Below are 17,953 nucleotides of genomic sequence, written 5' to 3'. Positions count from 1 at the left end.
GGTCACCACGCCTCGGCCAGCATCGCCCTGGTGTCTGCCAGCAGTTGGGGCAGCACCCGGGTGTGGCCGACCACCGGCATGAAGTTGGTGTCCCCGCCCCAGCGGGGCACCACGTGCTGGTGGAGATGGGCGGCGATACCGGCGCCCGCGACCGAGCCCTGATTCATGCCGACGTTGAAGCCGTGCGCCCCGGAGACGCGGCGCAGCACGGTCATCGCGTGCTTGGTGAACGACGCGAGCTCCAGCGTCTCGTCCTCGTTCAGCTCGGTGTAATCCGCGATGTGCCGGAAGGGGACGGTCATCAAGTGTCCGCCGTTGTACGGGTAGAGGTTGAGCACCGCGTAGACGTGCTCGCCGCGGGCGATGATCAGCCCGTCCGCGTCGGACTTCTCCGGAATGGTGCAGAAGGGGCAGCCATCCTCGGCGCCGGGGCCGCTCGGCTTGTTCTCGCCCTGGATGTAGGCCATCCGGTGGGGCGTCCACAGGCGCTGGAACTGGTCCGGCGCCCCCACTCCGATCTGCTGCTCCGGCTCACTCGTCATGTCCGCCAGCTTATGCGCCGTCCGGCGCCGGACACGAGGAGGGGCGAGCCCTCGGGAAGGACCGCCCCTCACTCACGATAACTGTGCGTTCACACCTGGATACGGCGCTCCACGGCGTCGAGGATCTCCGCGATGGCCTCGGCACGCGGAATGCCGTTCTTCTGGGAGCCGTCCCGGTAGCGGAAGGACACCGCACCGTTCGCAATGTCCTCGTCACCCGCAATCACCATGAACGGGACCTTGCTCTTCTGCGCGTTCCTGATCTTCTTCTGCATCCGGTCCGACGACGAGTCGACCTCCATCCGCAGCCCCTTCGCCTTCGCCGCGGCGGCGAACTCCGTCAGGTACGGCACATGGTCGTCGCCGATCGGGATGCCGACCGCCTGCACCGGCGCAAGCCAGGCCGGGAAGGCGCCCGCGTAGTGCTCCAGCAGGACGGCGAAGAAGCGCTCGATGGAGCCGAAGAGGGCACGGTGGATCATCACGGGCTGCTGGCGTGAGCCGTCGGCCGCGGTGTACTCGAGACCGAAGCGGGCGGGCTGCTGGAAGTCGACCTGGATGGTCGACATCTGCCAGGTACGGCCGATGGCGTCCCGGGCCTGGACGGAGATCTTCGGCCCGTAGAAGGCGGCGCCGCCCGGGTCCATGACCAGCTCCAGGCCCTGCTTGCCTGCCGCCTGCCGCAGCGCCTCGGTGGCCTCCTCCCACTCCTCGTCGGTGCCCATGAACTTGTCCGACTCGGGATCGCGAGTGGACAGCTCCAGATAGAAGTCGGACAGGCCGTAGTCGCGCAGCAGGTTGAGGACGAAGGTGAGCAGGTTGTCCAGCTCGTCCGGCATCTGCTCCTTGGTGCAGTAGATGTGCGAGTCGTCCTGGGTGAAGCCGCGGGCACGGGTGAGCCCGTGGACGACGCCGGACTTCTCGTACCGGTAGACGGTGCCGAACTCGAACAGCCGCAGCGGCAGCTCCCGGTACGACCGTCCCCGCGCCCGGAAGATCAGGTTGTGCATCGGGCAGTTCATCGCCTTGAGGCGGTAGTTCTGCTCGTCGAACTCCAGCGGCGGGAACATGCTGTCCGCGTAGTTCGGCAGATGGCCCGAGATCTCGAAGAGCCGCTCCTTGGTGATGTGCGGCGTGTTGACGAAGTCGTAGCCGGACTCCTCGTGCCGCCTGCGCGAGTAGTCCTCCATGACCTTGCGGACGACGCCGCCCTTGGGATGGAAGACGGCAAGGCCGGAGCCCAGTTCCTCGGGGATGGAGAAGAGGTCCAGCTCGGTGCCGAGCTTGCGGTGGTCGCGCTTCTCGGCCTCGGCGAGGAATTCCAGGTACTGCTTGAGCTCGTCCTTGGTCGGCCATGCGGTGCCGTAGATCCGCTGGAGCTGCGGGTTCTTCTCACTGCCGCGCCAGTAGGCGGCGGCGGAGCGCATCAGCTTGAAGGCGGGGATCAGCCGGGTGGAGGGCAGGTGCGGGCCCCGGCACAGGTCCTTCCAGCACAGCTCGCCGCTCTTGGCGTCGAGGTTGTCGTAGATGGTCAGCTCGCCTGAGCCGACCTCGGCCGAGGCACCTTCGGCGGCGTTGGCCGCGTTGCCCTTGAGGCCGATCAGCTCCAGTTTGTACGGCTCGCCCGTCAGCTCCTCGCGGGCCGCCTCGTCGGTGGTGACGCGGCGGGAGAAGCGCTGCCCCTGCTTCTGGATCTGCTGCATCTTCTTCTCGATGCGCTTGAGATCGTCGGGGGTGAACGGCTCGGCGACGTCGAAGTCGTAGTAGAAGCCGTCCTTGATGGGTGGGCCGATGCCGAGCTTGGCCTCAGGGAAGAGCTCCTGGACGGCCTGCGCCATGACATGCGCGGTGGAGTGGCGCAGGATGTCCAGGCCGTCGTCGCTGGTGATCTCGACGGGCTCGACCTCATCGCCATCGGCCAGCGGGTAGACGAGGTCCTTCAGCTCGCCGCCGACACGTGCGGCGACGACGGAACGCTCGCCCTCGAAGAGCGCGGCGGCCGTAGTGCCCGTCGTCACCACGCGCTCTTCCCGCTCGGAATCGCGTTGGATGGTCACACGGACATCTGACACCGGTCTCTCCTGACTCTCACCTGGGACGCGCGGCCGTCGCCGCGCCGTGAACGCGGGCATACCGCGCCGTCGAATCGTACCGAGCAACGCCCCCCGACCGCGAAACGGTCGGGAGTCCCCACCGCGCACCGGCCGACGGCCGGTGCGGGCTTCGGGCCCGGCCCGCTCAGCCGCCCATGCCGCGCTCGAAGTCGTCGAGGCCGTACCGCAGCTGCTTCAGCAGTCGTTCCCGCGCCGCCTCGGGCACCGGAACCGGGGCGACGTCGTAAGCGCCGCTGAGCCGCCGGAAGCCGCCCCTGCTCTCCAGCAGCCCGGCGATCCGCAGCGGCAGCCCCGCCAGATGGGCGTGGACGGCGCGGCGGTAGCCCTCCTCGTCCAGCCGGGCCCGTATCTGGGTCACCTCCGTCCCGGCGAGCACATCCAGCCGTACCGACCCGGGACCGTCGGGCCGGGCGCGACGCAGCCGTACGACGCTGCCCGTCACCCGAACCGGAACGGAGGGCTCCGCACGTACGTAGTGCCGCCCGGCCACCTCCAGTGCGGACAGGTCGCCGGGGGTGAAGACGACGGGCAACGGCCGCTGCGGACAGCCCTGCGGCGTCCCGGCCGTCCGCGACCAGACGAGGGTGATCTGCACCCCCTCGGTGCCGCGTACCAAGTCACAGAGCGACTCGGTGAGTTCGGCACAGCAGCCGTCCGCCACGGCGGCGTCGAAGTGCTCGGTGGCACCGGTGGCGCGGTAGCGGCACACGGCGTCGGCGGTCGCCCGCAGAGCGCGGCTGAGCACAGCGAGCTCCCGGCTGCCGTCCTGCGGGCCGGGCGCGACGCGGGCCGTCAGCAGCCGGCCCGCATGGCCTTCCTCGGAGATCTCGTCGTACCGCACGCCTTCGGTGAACGCCTCGGCCCGCCGCTCGCCGCGGGCCCCGTGGAAGCCGGTGGACCGGCGGGCGGCGAGGGCGCCGGCGCGCAGCATCGCGCGGGCTGCCGTGCTCAGCCTCTGCCGGGCACGCCAGGTGGCCGCCGTGTTGCTCGCGGGCAGTTCGCGTCTCCAGTGGATCTCATCGTCGTCGGCGGCGACTCGCATCACCCTCTCCGTGTCCCGGCCACTCCCCTCCTTCTCCTGACCACGGATCGGTACCGCAAACAGCCCGCTTTCGCAGATGAGGAGCGGAAACCGGAGAAACGAAGAAGCGGAGAAGCGGAGAACCGGGAAACAAAAAGAGGCCGTCCCGTCCGCTGACGGTCCGGCCTCCGGAGATCTCACGCGCAGGTGATCTCACACGAACACGGGGTGGGCGATACTGGGTTCGAACCAGTGACCTCTTCGGTGTGAACGAAGCGCTCTCCCACTGAGCTAATCGCCCCAGGCGTTCCGCCTTCGGTGCGGCGGCACGGCAGAACAATACAGTGCGCCTCACTCTTCATCCAAACCCCTTTCCAGCAGGGCCCGCAGGCCCCGCAGACCGCTGCGCATCATCAGCTTGTGGTTGACGACGAAGAAGGGACGACCCGGTACGGCGAGCATCCGCAGCAGCCGCCTGTTGACCTCCACGTCCTGCTCGAAGAGCGCGACGGCGCCGGTGCCGTCGGGGCGTATGGTCCAGCGGGCCCAGCCGTCCATGTCGCCGCTCATCCCGATCTCGAGAATCCCGGCCGCCCGGTCGCGGCGGGATGTGCGGAGAGTTACGGAGAGTTCATACGGCAGCACGGACCGGATGCGGAGGACGGCACTGTCCTCGCCGGTCCGGTCGAGGCGGCGCACCTGGTGCCACCACTCGGGATATGTCTCGGCCCGTTCCAGTACGGCAAAGACGCGGGCCGGCGGAGCGGCGAGCTGCCATGCCGCACGGAAGCGGTAGTGGTTACGGCCCACGCGCCAACCCTCCCGGAAACGCTTCGGGGCCCGGAAGCTGATCGCTTCCGGGCCCCGGTGCACTGGGTGGGCGATACTGGGTTCGAACCAGTGACCTCTTCGGTGTGAACGAAGCGCTCTCCCGCTGAGCTAATCGCCCGTTGGCGCGCCCAACATTACCGCATGTCATCGGGTGCCCATGACCAGCGGCCGGGCCTCAGCGGGACTGCCGCTCCGCGCGCTGGGCAAGCCTGCGCTCCTTGCGCGCCGCCCGGCGATCCTTCAGCCACTGGGTGCCCTCCCGGTATTTGCGCTTGGTCCACCGCAGGACGTGCTGCGCCCAGACGAACTCGGTGGCCCACACAGCCATCCCGCCGAAGATCACCAGCCAGCCGGGCCCCGGCAGCGGCAGCATGATGACGCCGCCGGCCACGATCGCCAGGCCGACGATGAAGATCCCCACGCGCCAGCTCATGTGCAGCGGCCGGGAAGCCTGTACGAACCTCGGCGCGCGGGAACCGAGCGGCTTCTCCTCCCGGATACTACGCGGCATTGCGTCACTCTCCGCAGTCATGAGGGACAAGGTACCTGACAGCTTTCGAACAGGCCGGTTCACTTGATTGGCCGTACATCCCAAACCTACAAGAGCCGTACGAAGGATTCGATTCCGTACAAATCAGTCAGAGGGGTTTACAACCGGCGCGTAGGTGGCATGTCGATTTCGCCGACGTGCGAATCCCCGAGCGCACACTGAGCGAAAGGCCCTGGCGCTTATGAACACAACGGTGAGCTGTGAGCTGCACCTGCGCCTCGTTGTTTCGAGCGAGTCCTCACTGCCTGTACCAGCGGGCCTGCGGTACGACACGGCGGACCCCTACGCCGTGCACGCCACCTTCCACACCGGTGCCGAGGAGACCGTGGAGTGGGTCTTCGCCCGCGATCTCCTTGCCGAGGGCCTGCACCGGCCCACGGGCACCGGGGACGTCCGAGTCTGGCCGTCCCGCAGCCACGGTCAGTCCGTGGCCTGCATCGCCCTCAGCTCCCCGGAGGGCGAGGCCCTGCTCGAGGCCCCGGCGCGGGCACTGGAATCCTTCCTCAAGCGGACCGACGCGGCCGTGCCGCCCGGTACCGAGCACCGCCACTTCGACCTCGACACCGAGCTCTCGCACATCCTCGCCGAGAGCTGAGACCGCCGGTCACCGCGGCCGTCCGACTCGGGGCGACGGCCGACGGTCCCGGCAGCCGTGTGCCACGGCACCGCTTCGTGTAACGGCACACTGCGACGCCGCCGCCGCGTAGAGATACGCGGCGGCGGCGTCGCTGCGTTCGGCAACTCCACGGCTACCGGCCGGAAACAGGCGGCTCCCGGGCGAGGCGCAGCGACTAGGCTTCCGCATCAGGCCGGAGATGTTCCCGGACACGGCAGGAGCGGCCCGTGCAGATCAACCACGACACCCGGTGTGCGCTCGACCAGGTGGTCGAGCTGCTGAACACCATGGCGGACGGCGACACCCCCGACACGCTGGTGTCCGTGGCGGACCTGCGCGCCTACGTGGAGCGCAACAACGTCAGCGGCGTCGGCAAGCTCACCGAGGACGACCTGCGGGCCGTACGTGAGGCGCGGGAGCGCTTCGCGCAGGTGTTCGCCGCGGAGGACTCGCGTACGGCGGCCCGGCTGATCAACGCGCTGGTCGCGGAGGCCGGGACGACGCCGCAGCTCACCAACCACGACGGCTACGACTGGCACGTCCACTACTTCGCGCCCGACGCCTCCCTCGCCCAGCATCTGGCCGCCGACGGTGGCATGGCGCTGGCGTTCGTCCTCGTCTCCGGCGAACGGGACCGGCTGCGGCGCTGCTCCGCGCCGGACTGCCGGCGCGCCTTCGTCGACCTGTCCCGCAATCGCTCCCGCCGATACTGCGACAGCCGTACCTGCGGCAACCGCCTCCATGTGGCGGCCTACCGCGCGCGCCGCCGGGAGTCGACCGGGGCCGCCACCCAGGGCTGAGCCCTGCCGCACGTCCGGCCCTCACAGCAGCAACAGATCATGCACCCCCGCGGCGCCGAGCAACACCGCGATCACAGCGAGGAACAGCATCAGCGGCGGTTGGGAGAGTGCGTACAGACATCCCTTGGGCTCGGAGGGCGGCAGCTCGTCGAGCTCGATCGCGGAGTTCGGCGTCGTGTCCATCTCGCCGTGATCATGTCTCAGCCGCCACGACCCCGTAGGACCGCATGCCCCCTTTCCCCGTGATTTCCGACAAAAGCCCCGCATGCCGCCCGCTGGGCATGCTAGGGGCGCCAGGGAGGCCCGGGAGGGGCGGCAGCGTCAGATGCCGTGCTTTTTGAGGATGGCTTCGATGTCGGAGAAGTCTTCGCCGGAGTCGGCGGGCTTGTTCTTGCCCTGCTTGGTCTTCTCGGGCTTGGCCTTCCGCTGGGTGGCGGGTGGGCCGGAGGAGGCGAGGGCGGGGGTATCGGCAGCGGGCTCCGCGGCGCGGGACTGCCGGCGGGAGGGCTTGGCCGCGGCACGGCCGGCGGCGGCACGGCCGATGATCCACAGCACGACGGCGCAGGCCAGCACGGCGAACCCGGCCCAGACGGTGGGCTTGAGCACCAGATCGGCCGCCCAGCTGCCGAACGCCCTGCCGATCTTCCCGCCGAGGCCGACCAGCCCGGACATCGCCAGCCCGACCGGCACCAGCGCGACGGCGGCGAGCCGCGTCGCGGCAGCGAAGCGGCGCCGCCACGCTGTCAGGAAGGCGACGGCGAGGCCCGCCGCGGAGAGCGCGGCGCAGACGGTGGTGGTGAGCATGTCTCCATCGTCGCACCGGGCAGGCGGTAGCGGCCATGGCCGGGCGTCCGGTTCAGGGAGATCTCGGGGTCGGGTGCCCTCCTCGGGGCTGAGAGACTGTGGCCATGGACAACACCACCGACTCCGGCACCTCCTTCCCCCAGCCTTCGGCCGGGAGGTACCCCCACGCCCACGCCACGCTCGACGTGTGGTGCGATCTGCAGTGCCCGGACTGCCACCGGGCCCAGGCAGATCTGCGGGCGCTGCGCGAGCGGTACGGCGACGGGATGGAGATCCGGCTGCGGCACTTCCCGCTGGAGAAGAACAAGCACGCGTACGCCGCTGCCCAGGCGTTCGAGGAGGCGTACGAGCAGGGCAAGGGCGAGGAGTACGGCGAGGCGCTGCTCGCTCGCACCGAGCAGCTCGGCGAGCGCGGCGAGGAGCTGCTGCTGGAGCTGGCGCGCGAACTGGGCCTGGACGCCGAGGAGTTCTCCTCCGCGCTGATCGACGGCCGGCATCTGCTGGCGGTGGACGCCGACCAGGCCGAGGGCAAGGCGATCGGGGTGACGGGAACGCCGACGTATGTCATCGACGGGCAGCGGCTGGACGGCGGCAAGAGCCAGGAAGGGCTGCGGGAGCGCATCGAGGAGATCGCCGACCGGCTGCTCGGCCGCTGATCCGCAGCCGGACGGCTACAGCAGTGTCTTGACGAAGTAGCGCTCCACCGGGCGGTAGCCCAGCGAGGTGTAGAGCCGCCGTGCTGGCGTGTTGCCGGCGAAGACGTTGAGCCCGAGCCGCCCGGCCCCTGCGTCCAGGCAGTTGCGCTCGGCGGCCAGCATCAGGGAGCGTCCGTGGCCCTCCCCGCGCCGCTCGGGCACCACGCTGATGTCGTAGACCCAGGCGTCCACTCCGGTACGGGGCAGCCCGGCGAAGGCCAGCCAGACCGAGCCGACGTCGGTGCCCTCGCAGGTGAGGACCCGCAGCGCGACCCCAGGTGAGGCGGGACCATTGGGCAGTTGCGTGCGCCGGACGGCCGCGGACCGGGCGGCGGCCTGTTCGGGGCTGAAGCCGAGGGAGACAAGTCCCTCGACGAAGGTCGCGGCGCCCGCTGCCCACCAGGCGTCGAACTCCCCGTCCGTCAGCGGCCGGACCGCGCTGCCGGGCGGCAGTTCGGGCCGCCGGCCAAGCTGCTTGATCATGTGACAGCTGCGTTCCGCATAGCCGAGTACGCCCAGCAGGTGCACACCCGCGGGCACCGCTTCCCCGCTCCCGTCGGTGTCGGCGGCCAGCGGCACGCTCGCCTCCACATGTGTGCAGCCCCAGCCCCGCAGCGCCTCCTCGGCCGCCAGCGCCGCGACGGTCCCCCGCCCCCGGCGCCGCTCGCCCTCGTGGACGTACAGCCGCGCCAGCCGGCCGAGGGCAGGCCCGTCCTCGGCAGGGCCGAGGAGGGCGACGGCGCCGACCGGGCGGGAGTTGACACAGATCTCGTACGCGCGCGAGCGCCTGCCCTCGGCGGTGCGGCTCTCGGGACCGGTGGGGCGCAAGGTGGTCGTCACAGTCCGGTTCTACCCGTCGGCCGTCGCCCCCACCACCGGGTTACGGGTCGATATCGGCCGCCGAGCGCTCCTCGAAGACCCGCATCGCCTTGGCGGTCACCGGGCCGGGCACGCCGGGCAGGGTGCGTCCGTCCAGCCGCGCCACCGCCTGGATGTCGCGGAGGCTGGAGGTCACGAAGATCTCCTCGGCCCGCTCCAGCACATCCATCGGCAGCTCGGTCTCCCGGCCGCCCGCCCATTCGAGGACCAGCGCCCGCGTGATGCCCGCCAGACAGCCGGAGGACAGCGGCGGCGTGTGCAACTCGCCGTCGAGGACGACGAAGACGTTGGTGCCGGTGCCCTCGCACAGCTGCCCGTGGGTGTTGGGGAACAGCGCTTCGGTGGCGGCCTGTTGGCGGGCGCGGGCGAGCGCGACGACGTTCTCCGCGTACGAGGTGGTCTTCAGCCCGGTGATGGCGCCGCGCTCGTTGCGGGTCCAGGGGACGGTGACGACCGAGGTGGTGTCCGGCCTGCGGGTCGCCTGGCCGAGAGCGACGACGAGGGTGGGCGTCGCTTCCCCGCGGTCCGAGCCGAGCGGGGAGAGGCCGCCGGTGTAGGTGATCCGCAGCCTGCCGAAGGGCATGGGGTTCGCGGCGACGACGGCGTTGCAGGCCCGCCGTACCTCGTCCAGGTCGGGCTCGGGCAGACCGAGGCCGCGTGCGGAGGAGGCGAGCCGGTGCAGATGCCGGGTGAGGGCGAACGGTGTGCCGTCAGTGGTCTTGGCGGTCTCGAAGACGCCGTCGCCGACCGTCAGCCCGTGATCGAACACGGAGACGTTTGCGCTGTGTGCGTCCCGCAGTCCGCCGTCGAGCCAGATCTTCACTGCTGTTCACCTCAGGGAGCCTCTAGGGGCCGCTGTGTCACCGGGTCTGTGCCGCGGTCTCGTGTCCGTCGTACTCCCCCGACGCTACCGCGAGCAGCCGGGAAGCCTTCAGCTCGGTCTCCCGCCATTCCTGTTCCGGGTCCGAGTCCCAGATGATGCCCGCGCCGGTACCGAAGCGCAGCAGGGGACGTGGGTGGTCACGCTCGATCCAGAAAGTACGGATACCGACGGCCAGCTCGCCGGTCCCACGATCGGCGTCGACCCAGCCGATGCCCCCGGTGTACGGGCCGCGCGGCACCGTCTCCAGCTCGTCGATCAGGCGCAGGGCGCTGGACTTGGGCGCCCCGGTGATCGAGCCGGGCGGGAAGGTGTCCTCCAGCAGCCGCGCCCACGCCCCGGGCCCGGCGCCGGGGGTCTCCGCGGTCTCCGGCAGCTCGCCGCGGACGGTGGAGACCAGATGGACCAGGCCCCGGTAGGGCTCGGCCGCGCACAGCTGAGGGACGGTGATGGAGCCGGGCACACAGACCCGGCCGAGGTCGTTGCGGACCAGGTCCGTGATCATCACGTTCTCGGCCCGCTCCTTCTCCCCCAGGTCGGCCTCCGAGCGGCCGGTGCCCTTGATGGGGCCGGACTCAACGGTGCGTCCCGTGCGGCGCAGATACAGCTCGGGGGAGGCCGTGGCGATCTCCACACCGTGTGCGGGGAGGCGCACGGTGCCCGCGTACGCCGCCGGGGTACCGAGGGCGAGCCGGGCGGTGAGCTGGTCGATGTCGGCGGCCCCCGGGGACGGGTCGGGCAGCGGTGCGGACAGCACGCGGCAGAGGTTGACCTGGTAGACGTCGCCCGTACCGATGGCCGCGCGGATTCGCCGCACGCCCTCGGTGTAGCCGGCGCGGTCCAGGGAGCTGACCCAGCTGCCGGCCGCGGGGCCCCGCCAGCGGCCCGGCACCGGCGCGGGGAGAGGGGCGGGGCGTACGTCGCCGAAGCGGGCACAGCACAGCCCGCCCTCGTAGTCGGCGACGACGGCCCACCAGCCCGAGGAGTCGAGAGCCTCGGGATCGCTGGTCACGTCGCGGAGGTCGGTGGCAAGGCAGCCGCCCAAGCGGGCGAGCGGGGTCGGATCGGACACGGTTTCGAGTCTATGAGGGCCGCTGGGCGGCCACGCTGCGGAAACGGAATTTGAGCTGGCCCGGGAATCCGCTAAAGTTCAACACGTCGCCGAGGCGCATGCGCCCCGGGGACTGCCTCCCGGGCGCGGCCTGGGAAAGGCACTGCGGACGTGGCTCAGCTGGTAGAGCATCACCTTGCCAAGGTGAGGGTCGCGAGTTCGAATCTCGTCGTCCGCTCGAGTGGGGGACCTCCCGGGCCCCCGCACTTGGTGGAGTGGCCGAGAGGCGAGGCAACGGCCTGCAAAGCCGTCTACACGGGTTCAAATCCCGTCTCCACCTCCAAGGACGATTAGCTCAGCGGGAGAGCGCTTCCCTGACACGGAAGAGGTCACTGGTTCAATCCCAGTATCGTCCACCGGGTCCGGTGACCACCGGACCTTCCGCGCGGTTAGCTCAGCGGGAGAGCGCTTCCCTGACACGGAAGAGGTCACTGGTTCAATCCCAGTACCGCGCACGGACGATTAGCTCAGCGGGAGAGCGCTTCCCTGACACGGAAGAGGTCACTGGTTCAATCCCAGTATCGTCCACCAGCAAAGAGGGCTCCGGCGGTTCTGCCGGGGCCCTCTTTCGTGCGCTTTCGAGGGGCGGGGCTCAGGAGGAGAAGAGCATCCGTCCGAACCCGCGGTGACCGTGCTGGCCGTGGTGCCCGTGACCATGCGAGCCGTGGCCGTGCGAGCTGTGGCCGTGCGAGCCGTGGTGCGCGGCGCCCCAGGCCGGACCGGCGGGGTATGACTGCGGGCCGGGCGGCGGGGGTGCGGACTGCGCCCACTGGGCTTCCATCCTGGTGAGGGACTCCAGCTCGCCGTAGTCGAGGAAGATTCCCCGGCAGTTGCTGCACTGTTCTATCTGTACGCCGCTGCGGTTGTACGTGTGCATGGCCGCACCGCACTTGGGACACTGCATCATTTGACGGCTTCCTCTCGCTACCGGTTGCCCACCGATGCCTTCACCGGTGACCGGACACCACCGGCTTCGGCCAGCGGGTTCCACCCTACGACCCCTGGGTCGCGGGGAGTTCGGTCCGTTCGAACAGCGCCGCTATCCGGGCGCATGCGGCCACGCACGCCTCCTCCGCCTCGTCCAGCGACCGGCCCGCCGTACGGGCCTTGGCGACGCCGAGCGCCGCGCTCTGCACCGTCAACGCACGGGCGGCCGGGTCGAGATACGCCCACGGGTCGGGACCCGCCAGGCCCTGCACGGTGCTGCCTGCCCGGAGCGCACCGGCGGCCCGGACCGTGCGGGTGTACGCGTCGAAGAAGCGCCGCCACTCGGCGGGCGGGAGGAGGCCGGCCGCGTACCAGCAGGCGGGGCGGCCCAGGTCCCAGGCCGGGTCGCCGAGGCCCAGGTCGTCGACGTCGATGAGGTGCCAGGGGCCGTCGGGCGGCGGGCGCCGTACGAGCTGGCCGAGGTGGAAGTCGCCGTGGCAGAGAGTGCGGGCCTCGGGCGGCGGCTCCTCGTCCCGGCACCACGGCGGCAGCACGGCGCAGGCACGCTCGACGACCTCGGCCGCCGCGGTGTGCGCGCCCTGCGGGGCTTTCCGCATCCGGGTCAGGGCACGGAGGGCTTTGGCTGGTCCGCGCATCAGCGGCAGGGGGCCGGGAAGTTGGGCGGCTGCGGGGAGCGGCGCGGTGTGCAGCCGGGCCAGGAGCTCGCCCGCCGCCTCCCAGGGGGCGGCTGCCGCGTCGCTCGGGTCCACCGGTGCTCCGTACGGCCAGACGCTGCCGACCCGGCCGCCCGGCAGCGGCACCGTCCCGCTGTCCGAGACGGGGCGCAGCAGCACGCCCTGATACGTCGCGGCAGCCGCGACCCGCACCCGTACGTCCAGCGGCGCCACCTCGGCATCGGGCGCGTGCGCCTTGGCGACCCGGTCCCCGACCCGTACGACGGTGGCGTCGGCGCGCTCGGCGACCACCTCGCCGTTGCCCGCGGGGTCCCCGGCGAGCACGCCGAGCGCCCGGTGCAGTGCGGTGTCACCGGCGGGGCTGTCGTGGAGGGGCATGGAGTTCTCCAAGCGTTCGACGACCACAACGTACGGCGGATGCCCGCACCCCGTGCGGCGCCAGGGGGTCATGTGGCGGCAGCGAACTGGGAGGCCGTGGATACGCGAGGGCCCGGGTAGCTCCCCAGCTACCCGGGCCTCGTGCCGTCCGCCGCACCCCCGTCCCCACGGGGCTGAAAGCCGGAAGTCCCCGACCCGGTCCGCTCCACCGGGCCTGGGATCGCTCAGGACCCCAGCATTCCGGCCACGGACGACGCTTGTGTCAACACCATCCGGCCCCAGCCCGAAACGAGGCCGAGGAGGAGGGCGAGTGGCAGCACCATGGCGGCTGCCACCAGCGGATGGCGACGCCCGCCGGGACGGGTGCCGAGATCGGCGAGTGCCGCGAGCCTTCCCTTCCCTGTGGGCGTCGTGCGCCCGGCGGTGTGTGCCATGTCCGCTCCTGATCGTTGTTGGGGCGGCGGACGTCTGACCTCGGGGGACGAGTGCTGCGCCCGCCGCTTGACCACAACATTAGGCACGGGCGTGCGCGGCGGCGTCATGCGCGCGTACCGACTCGGGGGCCTCCCGCAGGATGACGTGGTGCGGGGCCGCCTACTCCCCAGGGTGGAGGCGTCATCGGCTTTTCCAGGGTCTTCCCCCAGGGGTGCCGCCGCTCGGTCGGCCGAGCACCCCGAGGGGGTGAGTTCTCTCACTCCCCCGCTGCCTTCCCTCGCTCCGGCCGAGAGCCTCTTCGGCCCCTGGTCGGATGGGAGACGGGCCCTCCTCTGCGTACCCGACCGGCCCCCCTCCTCTGCATCCGGCGTGATCCGTCACGGCGTCAAACTCCGTGCAGCCGCCCCTGATTGGTGGCGGCGAACCGGGGCGCACGGGCGCGCGTAACCGGCGCGCCTGACGGACTTCCCGTCGTCCGCCGGGCTCTGACATTCCGTCCGGCGCCGCGTGCGCGGCCTATCGTCGCCTTGCCACAGCAGTCCGTAAGCTGTGGTCGTCAGACGGACCGGTCGGCGGTGGGCTGCTCCCCCACCGGGCGCCGGAGGTGGGGCAGTCGCCCACCGGACACCGGAGGTAGGAACGGACATGGCGATGATGCGGCTCCGGCGCGAGGACCCGCGAGTCGTCGGCTCGTTCAGGCTCCACCGGCGCCTGGGGGCCGGCGGCATGGGCGTGGTCTATCTCGGTTCGGACCGGCGCGGCCAGCGGGTCGCGCTGAAGGTGATCCGGCCGGATCTGGCCGAGGACCAGGAGTTCCGCTCCCGCTTCGCCCGCGAGGTCTCGGCAGCACGGCGGATCAGGGGCGGATGCACGGCCCGGCTGGTGGCGGCCGATCTGGAGGCCGACCGGCCCTGGTTCGCCACCCAGTACGTACCGGGCCCCTCGCTGCACGACAAGGTGAACGAGGGCGGCCCGCTGCCCGCCGCACAGGTCGCCTCGATCGGCGCGGCACTGGCCGAGGGCCTGGTGGCGGTGCACGAGGCAGGCGTCGTGCACCGGGACCTGAAGCCGTCCAACATCCTGCTGTCCCCCAAGGGCCCGCGCATCATCGACTTCGGCATCGCCTGGGCGACGGGCGCCAGCACGCTGACGCACGTAGGCACCGCGGTCGGCTCACCCGGCTTTCTCGCCCCCGAGCAGGTACGGGGCGCGGCCGTCACCCCTGCGACGGATGTGTTCGCGCTGGGCGCCACGCTGGCGTACGCGGCAACGGCGGACTCCCCGTTCGGGCAGGGCAGTTCGGAAGTGATGCTCTACCGCGTGGTGCACGAGGAGCCGCAGCTGGACGCGGTGCACGCCGCGCTGGCGCCGCTGATCCACGCGTGCCTCGTCAAGTCGCCGGAGGACCGGCCCAGCACCTTGCAGCTGTCGCTGCGGCTCAAGGAGATCGCGGCGCGCGAGGCCCGGGGGCTGTCCGACGGCGGGGACGCCGCGCTGGGCGACTGGCCGGGTGCCGGCGCCCGGCCGGCACCCGGTGGGCCGGTGCCCGGCAGGCGGCACGAAGCACCCTCCGGGGAGCGGTACCCGCGGGACCACGCGCAGCAGCGCACCCAGCGGGACGGCGCCGGCCGGGAGCGCGAGCGGGCGGCGAGCGCGCCCCGCGCCTCGACGCCCCGCGCTCCCCGGGCGACCGCGCCCGGCTCCTCGCGTGCGTCGCGCCCCTCGCGGGACGCCGGACATGTGACCGGCAACGGCGCCCGCAGGAGCGGGGAGCGCCCGGCACGTCGCCCCGCGAGCCCGCCGCCCCCGCGGGGCGGGGAGCGGACGGGCAGCGGCAGGCCCACCACCGGCAAAGAGGGCCATCCCGCCCGGGGCGCTCGACCCGGCGGGCTCAGCCCCGCCGCCCGCAGGCGTCGGCTGCTGCGGCAACGCCTCATCGTCTTCGTGACGGTCACCCTGCTGGTTGCCCTGGGCATTGCCGCGGCACAGGGCTGCGAGGGCCCCACCCGGGGACTCGGCAGCGTCTCGGAGCAGGTGCCGTAGGCCGCGTTCGGCGGATCATGCGTACTCGGCAATGGGGGGCTGCGCTCGCCCGCCCCTGGCGCAGACGCAGCGCAGGGGGACGCGCCCCGTCAGGGGCGCGGGGAACTGCGCGAGCAACCACAGCCCACCCGCAGCCTGCGGGCGACGGCCAGGGGCACCCCCTACCCAAGAACACGAGAGGGACGGCGCAAGGTCCGCCGGGCACGGCCTAGCCGAAGGCGGCCGACCGCGTCAGCGGGTTACCGCGTAGAAGGCGACGGCCGCGGCGGCGCCGACGTTGAGGGAGTCGACGCCGGGGGCCATGGGGATGCGGACCCATTCGTCGGCGGCGCGCAGGGCGCGCGCGGTCAGGCCCTCGCCCTCGGCGCCGAGCATCAGTGCCGTGCGTTCGGCGCCGCCCACGGTGACGGTGTCGATGGGGACGGCCTTCTCGTCGGGGGTGAGGGCGAGCAGCGGGAACCCCGCGTCGCGTACCGTCTCCAGGCCGCGCGGCCAGCTCTGCAGCCGGGCGTAGGGCACGGCGAAGACGGCGCCCATCGAGACCTTGACCGAGCGGCGGTAGAGCGGGTCGGCGCAGTCGGGCGAGAGCAGTACGGCGTCCATGCCCAGCGCGGCGGCGCTGCGGAAGATGGCGCCGATGTTGGTGTGGTCGTTCACCGACTCCATGATCACGATACGGCGGGCCGTGGCCAGCAGCTCCTCCGGCGCCGGGAGGGGCTTGCGCTGCATGGAGGCGAGGGCTCCGCGGTGCACGTGGTAGCCGGTGACGCGCTCGGCCAGTTCCGGGCTGACGGCGTAGACGGGCGCGGGCACCTCGTCGATGACGTCGCGCATGACGTCGATCCACTTTGCGGACAGCAGCATCGAGCGCATCTCGTACCCGGCGTGCCGCGCACGGCGGATCACCTTCTCGCCCTCGGCGATGAACAGGCCCTCGGCGGGCTCGCGCTTACGGCGTAGTTCGACGTCGGTCAGGCCCGTGTAGTCGCTGAGCCGGGGGTCGTCGGAGTCGTCGACGGTGACGAGCCTGCCGGCCGGTGGATCGCCGGGTGTGCCGTTGGGGGATGCTGTAGCCACAGGCCGATACTGCCCTGTCCCGCTCGAAGTGCCAATGTGTCGTTACTACCGCGTAAGCGGTGGTCCGCTATCGCGCGTCTTCCGCTGCGCGGCGGGTGCCCACAGACACCACGTCGCCGATCACGATGACGGCCGGGGGCCGTACCCCCTCGGCGGCGGCGCGCTCCGCGGCCGTCGCCAGCGTGGCGTCGACGCGGCGCTCGGTCGCCATGGTGCCTTCCTGGACGATGGCGACGGGAGTGTCGTCGGGGCGGCCGTGCGCACGGAGCGCGGCGGCGATGGCGCCGAGGTTCTCCACGGCCATCAGCAGTACGAGGGTGCCGCGCAGCCTGGCGAGCGCCGACCAGTCCACCAGCGAGCGCGGGTCGTCGGGGGCGACATGGCCGCTGACGACGGTGAACTCGTGGGCCACGCCCCGGTGTGTGACGGGGATGCCGACGGCTCCGGGCACGCTGATCGAGCTGGAGATACCCGGCACGACGGTCACTTGGACGCCCTCGGCCGCGAGCTGTTCGGCCTCCTCCATGCCGCGGCCGAAGACGAACGGGTCGCCGCCCTTGAGGCGTACGACGGACCGGCCGGCCTTGGCGTGCTCGACCAGTACGGCGTTGATGGCCTCCTGCGCCATTGCGCGCCCGTAGGGGATCTTGGCCGCGTCGATGACCTCGACGTGCGGCGGGAGTTCGTCCAGCAGGTCGCGGGGGCCGAGCCGGTCGGCGACCACCACATCGGCCTGGGCCAGCAGTCGGCGGCCGCGCACCGTGATCAGGTCCGGGTCGCCGGGTCCCCCGCCGACGAGGGCGACGCCCGGTGTGCGGGGTGCGCGCTGTTCCGCGCCCAGCGTGCCGTCGCCGAGGCGGGCGACGATGGCGTCCCGGATGGCGGCCGAGCGGCGGGGATCGCGGCCCGCGGCGCCGTGCACCCCACTGGTGAGGACGGCGACGGTGATGCCGTCGCTGCGCCCGGTCGCCGGGGTCCACGCGGTGCCCTGGTCCGCGTCGTCCGTCCGTACGCACCACACACGGCGGGACTCGGCCTCGGCGACGACGGCGGCGTTGACGCCGGGGTCGTCGGTGGCTGCCAGCGCGTACCAGGCGTCGGCGAGGTCGCCGTCCCGCCAGTCGCGGCGCTCCCAGGTGATCTCGCCGCTGGTCACCATCGCCTCGACGGAGGGCGTGACCTCGGGGGCGATGACCGTGATATCCGCGCCCGCCGCCAGCAGCGCCGGGAGGCGGCGCTGCGCCACGGTGCCGCCACCGACCAGCACGACGCGGCGTCCGGCCAGGCGGAGTCCTACGGGGTAGGCGGGAGTGGCGGAGGTTTCCGACATCTGGGACGGCATCCTTCTCGGGAGGGCGAGCCGGCTCGATACCGAGCCGACGACGATGCCGCTGCGGCGGTGGAGCGGCCGGGGGACGGTGAGGGACAGCCTATGCGGGACCGGCGAACGGTGCTGTCTCGCAGGTCACGGCAGGGGCGGCGGGGAGGACAGGGCAGACGGGGGCGTCCCCGGTCCCTGGACAAAGGGGCCGGGGACGCCGCCGCGTCGAGGCTT

18 protein-coding genes, 7 tRNA genes and 1 pseudogene are annotated in these 17,953 nt (G+C 71.8%); 9 read left to right on the top strand and 17 right to left on the bottom strand.

Annotated elements, in window-relative coordinates; all coding sequences use genetic code 11:
- Positions 1–2: 2 nt before the first annotated feature.
- The 7 genes and pseudogenes from ACTWQF_RS12130 to ACTWQF_RS12100 form a co-directional block, all read right to left on the bottom strand.
- The gene (locus ACTWQF_RS12130) at positions 3–542 is read right to left on the bottom strand and encodes an HIT family protein (RefSeq protein WP_443248788.1); all 540 of its coding nucleotides are present in this window, start codon (positions 540–542) and stop codon (positions 3–5) included.
- 89 nt (positions 543–631) lie between these two features.
- Positions 632–2,614 carry a threonine--tRNA ligase gene (thrS, locus tag ACTWQF_RS12125; RefSeq protein ID WP_443279293.1) on the bottom strand — a complete coding sequence of 661 codons (1,983 nt, stop codon included), beginning with the start codon at positions 2,612–2,614 and terminating at the stop codon, positions 632–634.
- A 166-nt stretch (positions 2,615–2,780) separates the two neighbouring features.
- Positions 2,781–3,698, bottom strand: coding sequence for a hypothetical protein (locus ACTWQF_RS12120; RefSeq protein WP_443279291.1), 918 nt, complete (start codon positions 3,696–3,698; stop codon positions 2,781–2,783).
- Between the two features lie 208 nt (positions 3,699–3,906).
- Positions 3,907–3,978 (bottom strand) — tRNA-Val (locus ACTWQF_RS12115).
- A 50-nt stretch (positions 3,979–4,028) separates the two neighbouring features.
- The gene (locus ACTWQF_RS12110) at positions 4,029–4,487 is read right to left on the bottom strand and encodes an SRPBCC family protein (protein ID WP_443279290.1); all 459 of its coding nucleotides are present in this window, start codon (positions 4,485–4,487) and stop codon (positions 4,029–4,031) included.
- Between the two features lie 67 nt (positions 4,488–4,554).
- A tRNA-Val gene (locus tag ACTWQF_RS12105) sits at positions 4,555–4,626 on the bottom strand.
- Between the two features lie 99 nt (positions 4,627–4,725).
- Positions 4,726–5,040, bottom strand: a pseudogene (locus ACTWQF_RS12100) (TIGR02611 family protein); the annotation flags it as partial.
- A 199-nt stretch (positions 5,041–5,239) separates the two neighbouring features.
- Here ACTWQF_RS12100 and ACTWQF_RS12095 point away from each other — a divergent pair.
- Together ACTWQF_RS12095 and ACTWQF_RS12090 are read left to right on the top strand one after the other, a co-directional pair.
- Entirely contained in the window at positions 5,240–5,653 is a 414-nt protein-coding gene (locus ACTWQF_RS12095) for an SsgA family sporulation/cell division regulator (protein ID WP_026005227.1), read from the top strand.
- A gap of 248 nt (positions 5,654–5,901) precedes the next feature.
- Positions 5,902–6,474: a CGNR zinc finger domain-containing protein gene (locus ACTWQF_RS12090; RefSeq protein WP_443279288.1), complete on the top strand. Its 573-nt coding sequence runs from the start codon at positions 5,902–5,904 to the stop codon at positions 6,472–6,474.
- Between the two features lie 21 nt (positions 6,475–6,495).
- Here the strand turns inward: ACTWQF_RS12090 and ACTWQF_RS12085 are convergent, their stop codons facing one another.
- Both ACTWQF_RS12085 and ACTWQF_RS12080 read right to left on the bottom strand, forming a co-directional pair.
- The gene (locus ACTWQF_RS12085; protein WP_177214255.1) at positions 6,496–6,657 is read right to left on the bottom strand and encodes a hypothetical protein; all 162 of its coding nucleotides are present in this window, start codon (positions 6,655–6,657) and stop codon (positions 6,496–6,498) included.
- Positions 6,658–6,795: 138 nt separating this feature from the next.
- Positions 6,796–7,278, bottom strand: a complete 483-nt coding sequence (locus ACTWQF_RS12080; protein WP_443279286.1) for a hypothetical protein — start codon at positions 7,276–7,278, stop codon at positions 6,796–6,798.
- Positions 7,279–7,382: 104 nt separating this feature from the next.
- Between ACTWQF_RS12080 and ACTWQF_RS12075 the strand changes: the two genes are divergently transcribed.
- Positions 7,383–7,934 carry a DsbA family protein gene (locus ACTWQF_RS12075; RefSeq protein WP_443279285.1) on the top strand — a complete coding sequence of 184 codons (552 nt, stop codon included), beginning with the start codon at positions 7,383–7,385 and terminating at the stop codon, positions 7,932–7,934.
- Between the two features lie 15 nt (positions 7,935–7,949).
- Here the strand turns inward: ACTWQF_RS12075 and ACTWQF_RS12070 are convergent, their stop codons facing one another.
- Genes ACTWQF_RS12070 through ACTWQF_RS12060 form a run of 3 tightly spaced genes read right to left on the bottom strand, consistent with a single transcriptional unit; the run spans position 7,950 to position 10,804 of the window.
- Complete coding sequence (locus ACTWQF_RS12070) at positions 7,950–8,813, bottom strand: GNAT family N-acetyltransferase (protein WP_443279283.1); 864 nt, start codon at positions 8,811–8,813, stop codon at positions 7,950–7,952.
- A 40-nt stretch (positions 8,814–8,853) separates the two neighbouring features.
- Positions 8,854–9,675, bottom strand: coding sequence for an aminotransferase class IV (locus ACTWQF_RS12065; RefSeq protein WP_443279282.1), 822 nt, complete (start codon positions 9,673–9,675; stop codon positions 8,854–8,856).
- A 37-nt stretch (positions 9,676–9,712) separates the two neighbouring features.
- Positions 9,713–10,804, bottom strand: coding sequence for a chorismate-binding protein (locus tag ACTWQF_RS12060; RefSeq protein ID WP_443279281.1), 1,092 nt, complete (start codon positions 10,802–10,804; stop codon positions 9,713–9,715).
- Between the two features lie 144 nt (positions 10,805–10,948).
- Between ACTWQF_RS12060 and ACTWQF_RS12055 the strand changes: the two genes are divergently transcribed.
- The 5 genes from ACTWQF_RS12055 to ACTWQF_RS12035 all read left to right on the top strand — a co-directional run bounded on the left by ACTWQF_RS12055 (position 10,949) and on the right by ACTWQF_RS12035 (position 11,374).
- Positions 10,949–11,021 (top strand) — tRNA-Gly (locus ACTWQF_RS12055).
- Positions 11,022–11,052: 31 nt separating this feature from the next.
- Positions 11,053–11,126: transfer RNA gene (locus ACTWQF_RS12050), tRNA-Cys, on the top strand.
- A 1-nt stretch (position 11,127) separates the two neighbouring features.
- Positions 11,128–11,199, top strand: a tRNA-Val gene (locus ACTWQF_RS12045).
- Between the two features lie 27 nt (positions 11,200–11,226).
- Positions 11,227–11,298, top strand: a tRNA-Val gene (locus ACTWQF_RS12040).
- A gap of 1 nt (position 11,299) precedes the next feature.
- Positions 11,300–11,374 (top strand) — tRNA-Val (locus ACTWQF_RS12035).
- A gap of 61 nt (positions 11,375–11,435) precedes the next feature.
- Here the strand turns inward: ACTWQF_RS12035 and ACTWQF_RS12030 are convergent.
- The 3 genes from ACTWQF_RS12030 to ACTWQF_RS12020 all read right to left on the bottom strand — a co-directional run bounded on the left by ACTWQF_RS12030 (position 11,436) and on the right by ACTWQF_RS12020 (position 13,277).
- Complete coding sequence (locus tag ACTWQF_RS12030) at positions 11,436–11,747, bottom strand: TFIIB-type zinc ribbon-containing protein (protein WP_443279476.1); 312 nt, start codon at positions 11,745–11,747, stop codon at positions 11,436–11,438.
- An 88-nt stretch (positions 11,748–11,835) separates the two neighbouring features.
- Positions 11,836–12,843: a phosphotransferase gene (locus tag ACTWQF_RS12025; RefSeq protein ID WP_443279279.1), complete on the bottom strand. Its 1,008-nt coding sequence runs from the start codon at positions 12,841–12,843 to the stop codon at positions 11,836–11,838.
- Positions 12,844–13,067: 224 nt separating this feature from the next.
- Positions 13,068–13,277: a hypothetical protein gene (locus ACTWQF_RS12020; RefSeq protein WP_443279277.1), complete on the bottom strand. Its 210-nt coding sequence runs from the start codon at positions 13,275–13,277 to the stop codon at positions 13,068–13,070.
- A 646-nt stretch (positions 13,278–13,923) separates the two neighbouring features.
- On the opposite strand from ACTWQF_RS12020, the gene ACTWQF_RS12015 reads away from it, so the two are divergent.
- The gene (locus tag ACTWQF_RS12015) at positions 13,924–15,321 is read left to right on the top strand and encodes a protein kinase domain-containing protein (protein WP_443279275.1); all 1,398 of its coding nucleotides are present in this window, start codon (positions 13,924–13,926) and stop codon (positions 15,319–15,321) included.
- Positions 15,322–15,552: 231 nt separating this feature from the next.
- Here ACTWQF_RS12015 and ACTWQF_RS12010 read toward each other — a convergent pair whose 3' ends face one another.
- Both ACTWQF_RS12010 and cobA read right to left on the bottom strand, forming a co-directional pair.
- Positions 15,553–16,398, bottom strand: a complete 846-nt coding sequence (locus ACTWQF_RS12010; RefSeq protein WP_443279274.1) for a TrmH family RNA methyltransferase — start codon at positions 16,396–16,398, stop codon at positions 15,553–15,555.
- Between the two features lie 67 nt (positions 16,399–16,465).
- Complete coding sequence (gene cobA / locus ACTWQF_RS12005; RefSeq protein WP_443279272.1) at positions 16,466–17,728, bottom strand: uroporphyrinogen-III C-methyltransferase; 1,263 nt, start codon at positions 17,726–17,728, stop codon at positions 16,466–16,468.
- Between the last annotated feature and the right edge of the window lie 225 nt (positions 17,729–17,953).

Origin of the sequence: Streptomyces sp. 8N114 (assembly GCF_052245835.1) — a bacterium.
GTDB lineage: Bacteria > Actinomycetota > Actinomycetes > Streptomycetales > Streptomycetaceae > Streptomyces.
This window is presented reverse-complemented; position numbering and strand designations above follow the sequence as displayed.

Bases quoted from the DNA above. Each gene is read 5' to 3' on its own strand.
- ACTWQF_RS12130 (WP_443248788.1), bottom strand. From the start codon at position 542: ATGACGAGTGAGCCGGAGCAGCAGATCGGAGTGGGGGCGCCGGACCAG.
- ACTWQF_RS12075 (WP_443279285.1), top strand. From the start codon at position 7,383: ATGGACAACACCACCGACTCCGGCACCTCCTTCCCCCAGCCTTCGGCC.
- ACTWQF_RS12030 (WP_443279476.1), bottom strand. From the start codon at position 11,747: ATGCAGTGTCCCAAGTGCGGTGCGGCCATGCACACGTACAACCGCAGC.
- ACTWQF_RS12095 (WP_026005227.1), top strand. From the start codon at position 5,240: ATGAACACAACGGTGAGCTGTGAGCTGCACCTGCGCCTCGTTGTTTCG.
- ACTWQF_RS12020 (WP_443279277.1), bottom strand. From the start codon at position 13,277: ATGGCACACACCGCCGGGCGCACGACGCCCACAGGGAAGGGAAGGCTC.
- ACTWQF_RS12085 (WP_177214255.1), bottom strand. From the start codon at position 6,657: ATGGACACGACGCCGAACTCCGCGATCGAGCTCGACGAGCTGCCGCCC.
- ACTWQF_RS12015 (WP_443279275.1), top strand. From the start codon at position 13,924: ATGGCGATGATGCGGCTCCGGCGCGAGGACCCGCGAGTCGTCGGCTCG.
- ACTWQF_RS12080 (WP_443279286.1), bottom strand. From the start codon at position 7,278: ATGCTCACCACCACCGTCTGCGCCGCGCTCTCCGCGGCGGGCCTCGCC.
- ACTWQF_RS12120 (WP_443279291.1), bottom strand. From the start codon at position 3,698: ATGCGAGTCGCCGCCGACGACGATGAGATCCACTGGAGACGCGAACTG.
- cobA (WP_443279272.1), bottom strand. From the start codon at position 17,728: ATGTCGGAAACCTCCGCCACTCCCGCCTACCCCGTAGGACTCCGCCTG.
- ACTWQF_RS12025 (WP_443279279.1), bottom strand. From the start codon at position 12,843: ATGCCCCTCCACGACAGCCCCGCCGGTGACACCGCACTGCACCGGGCG.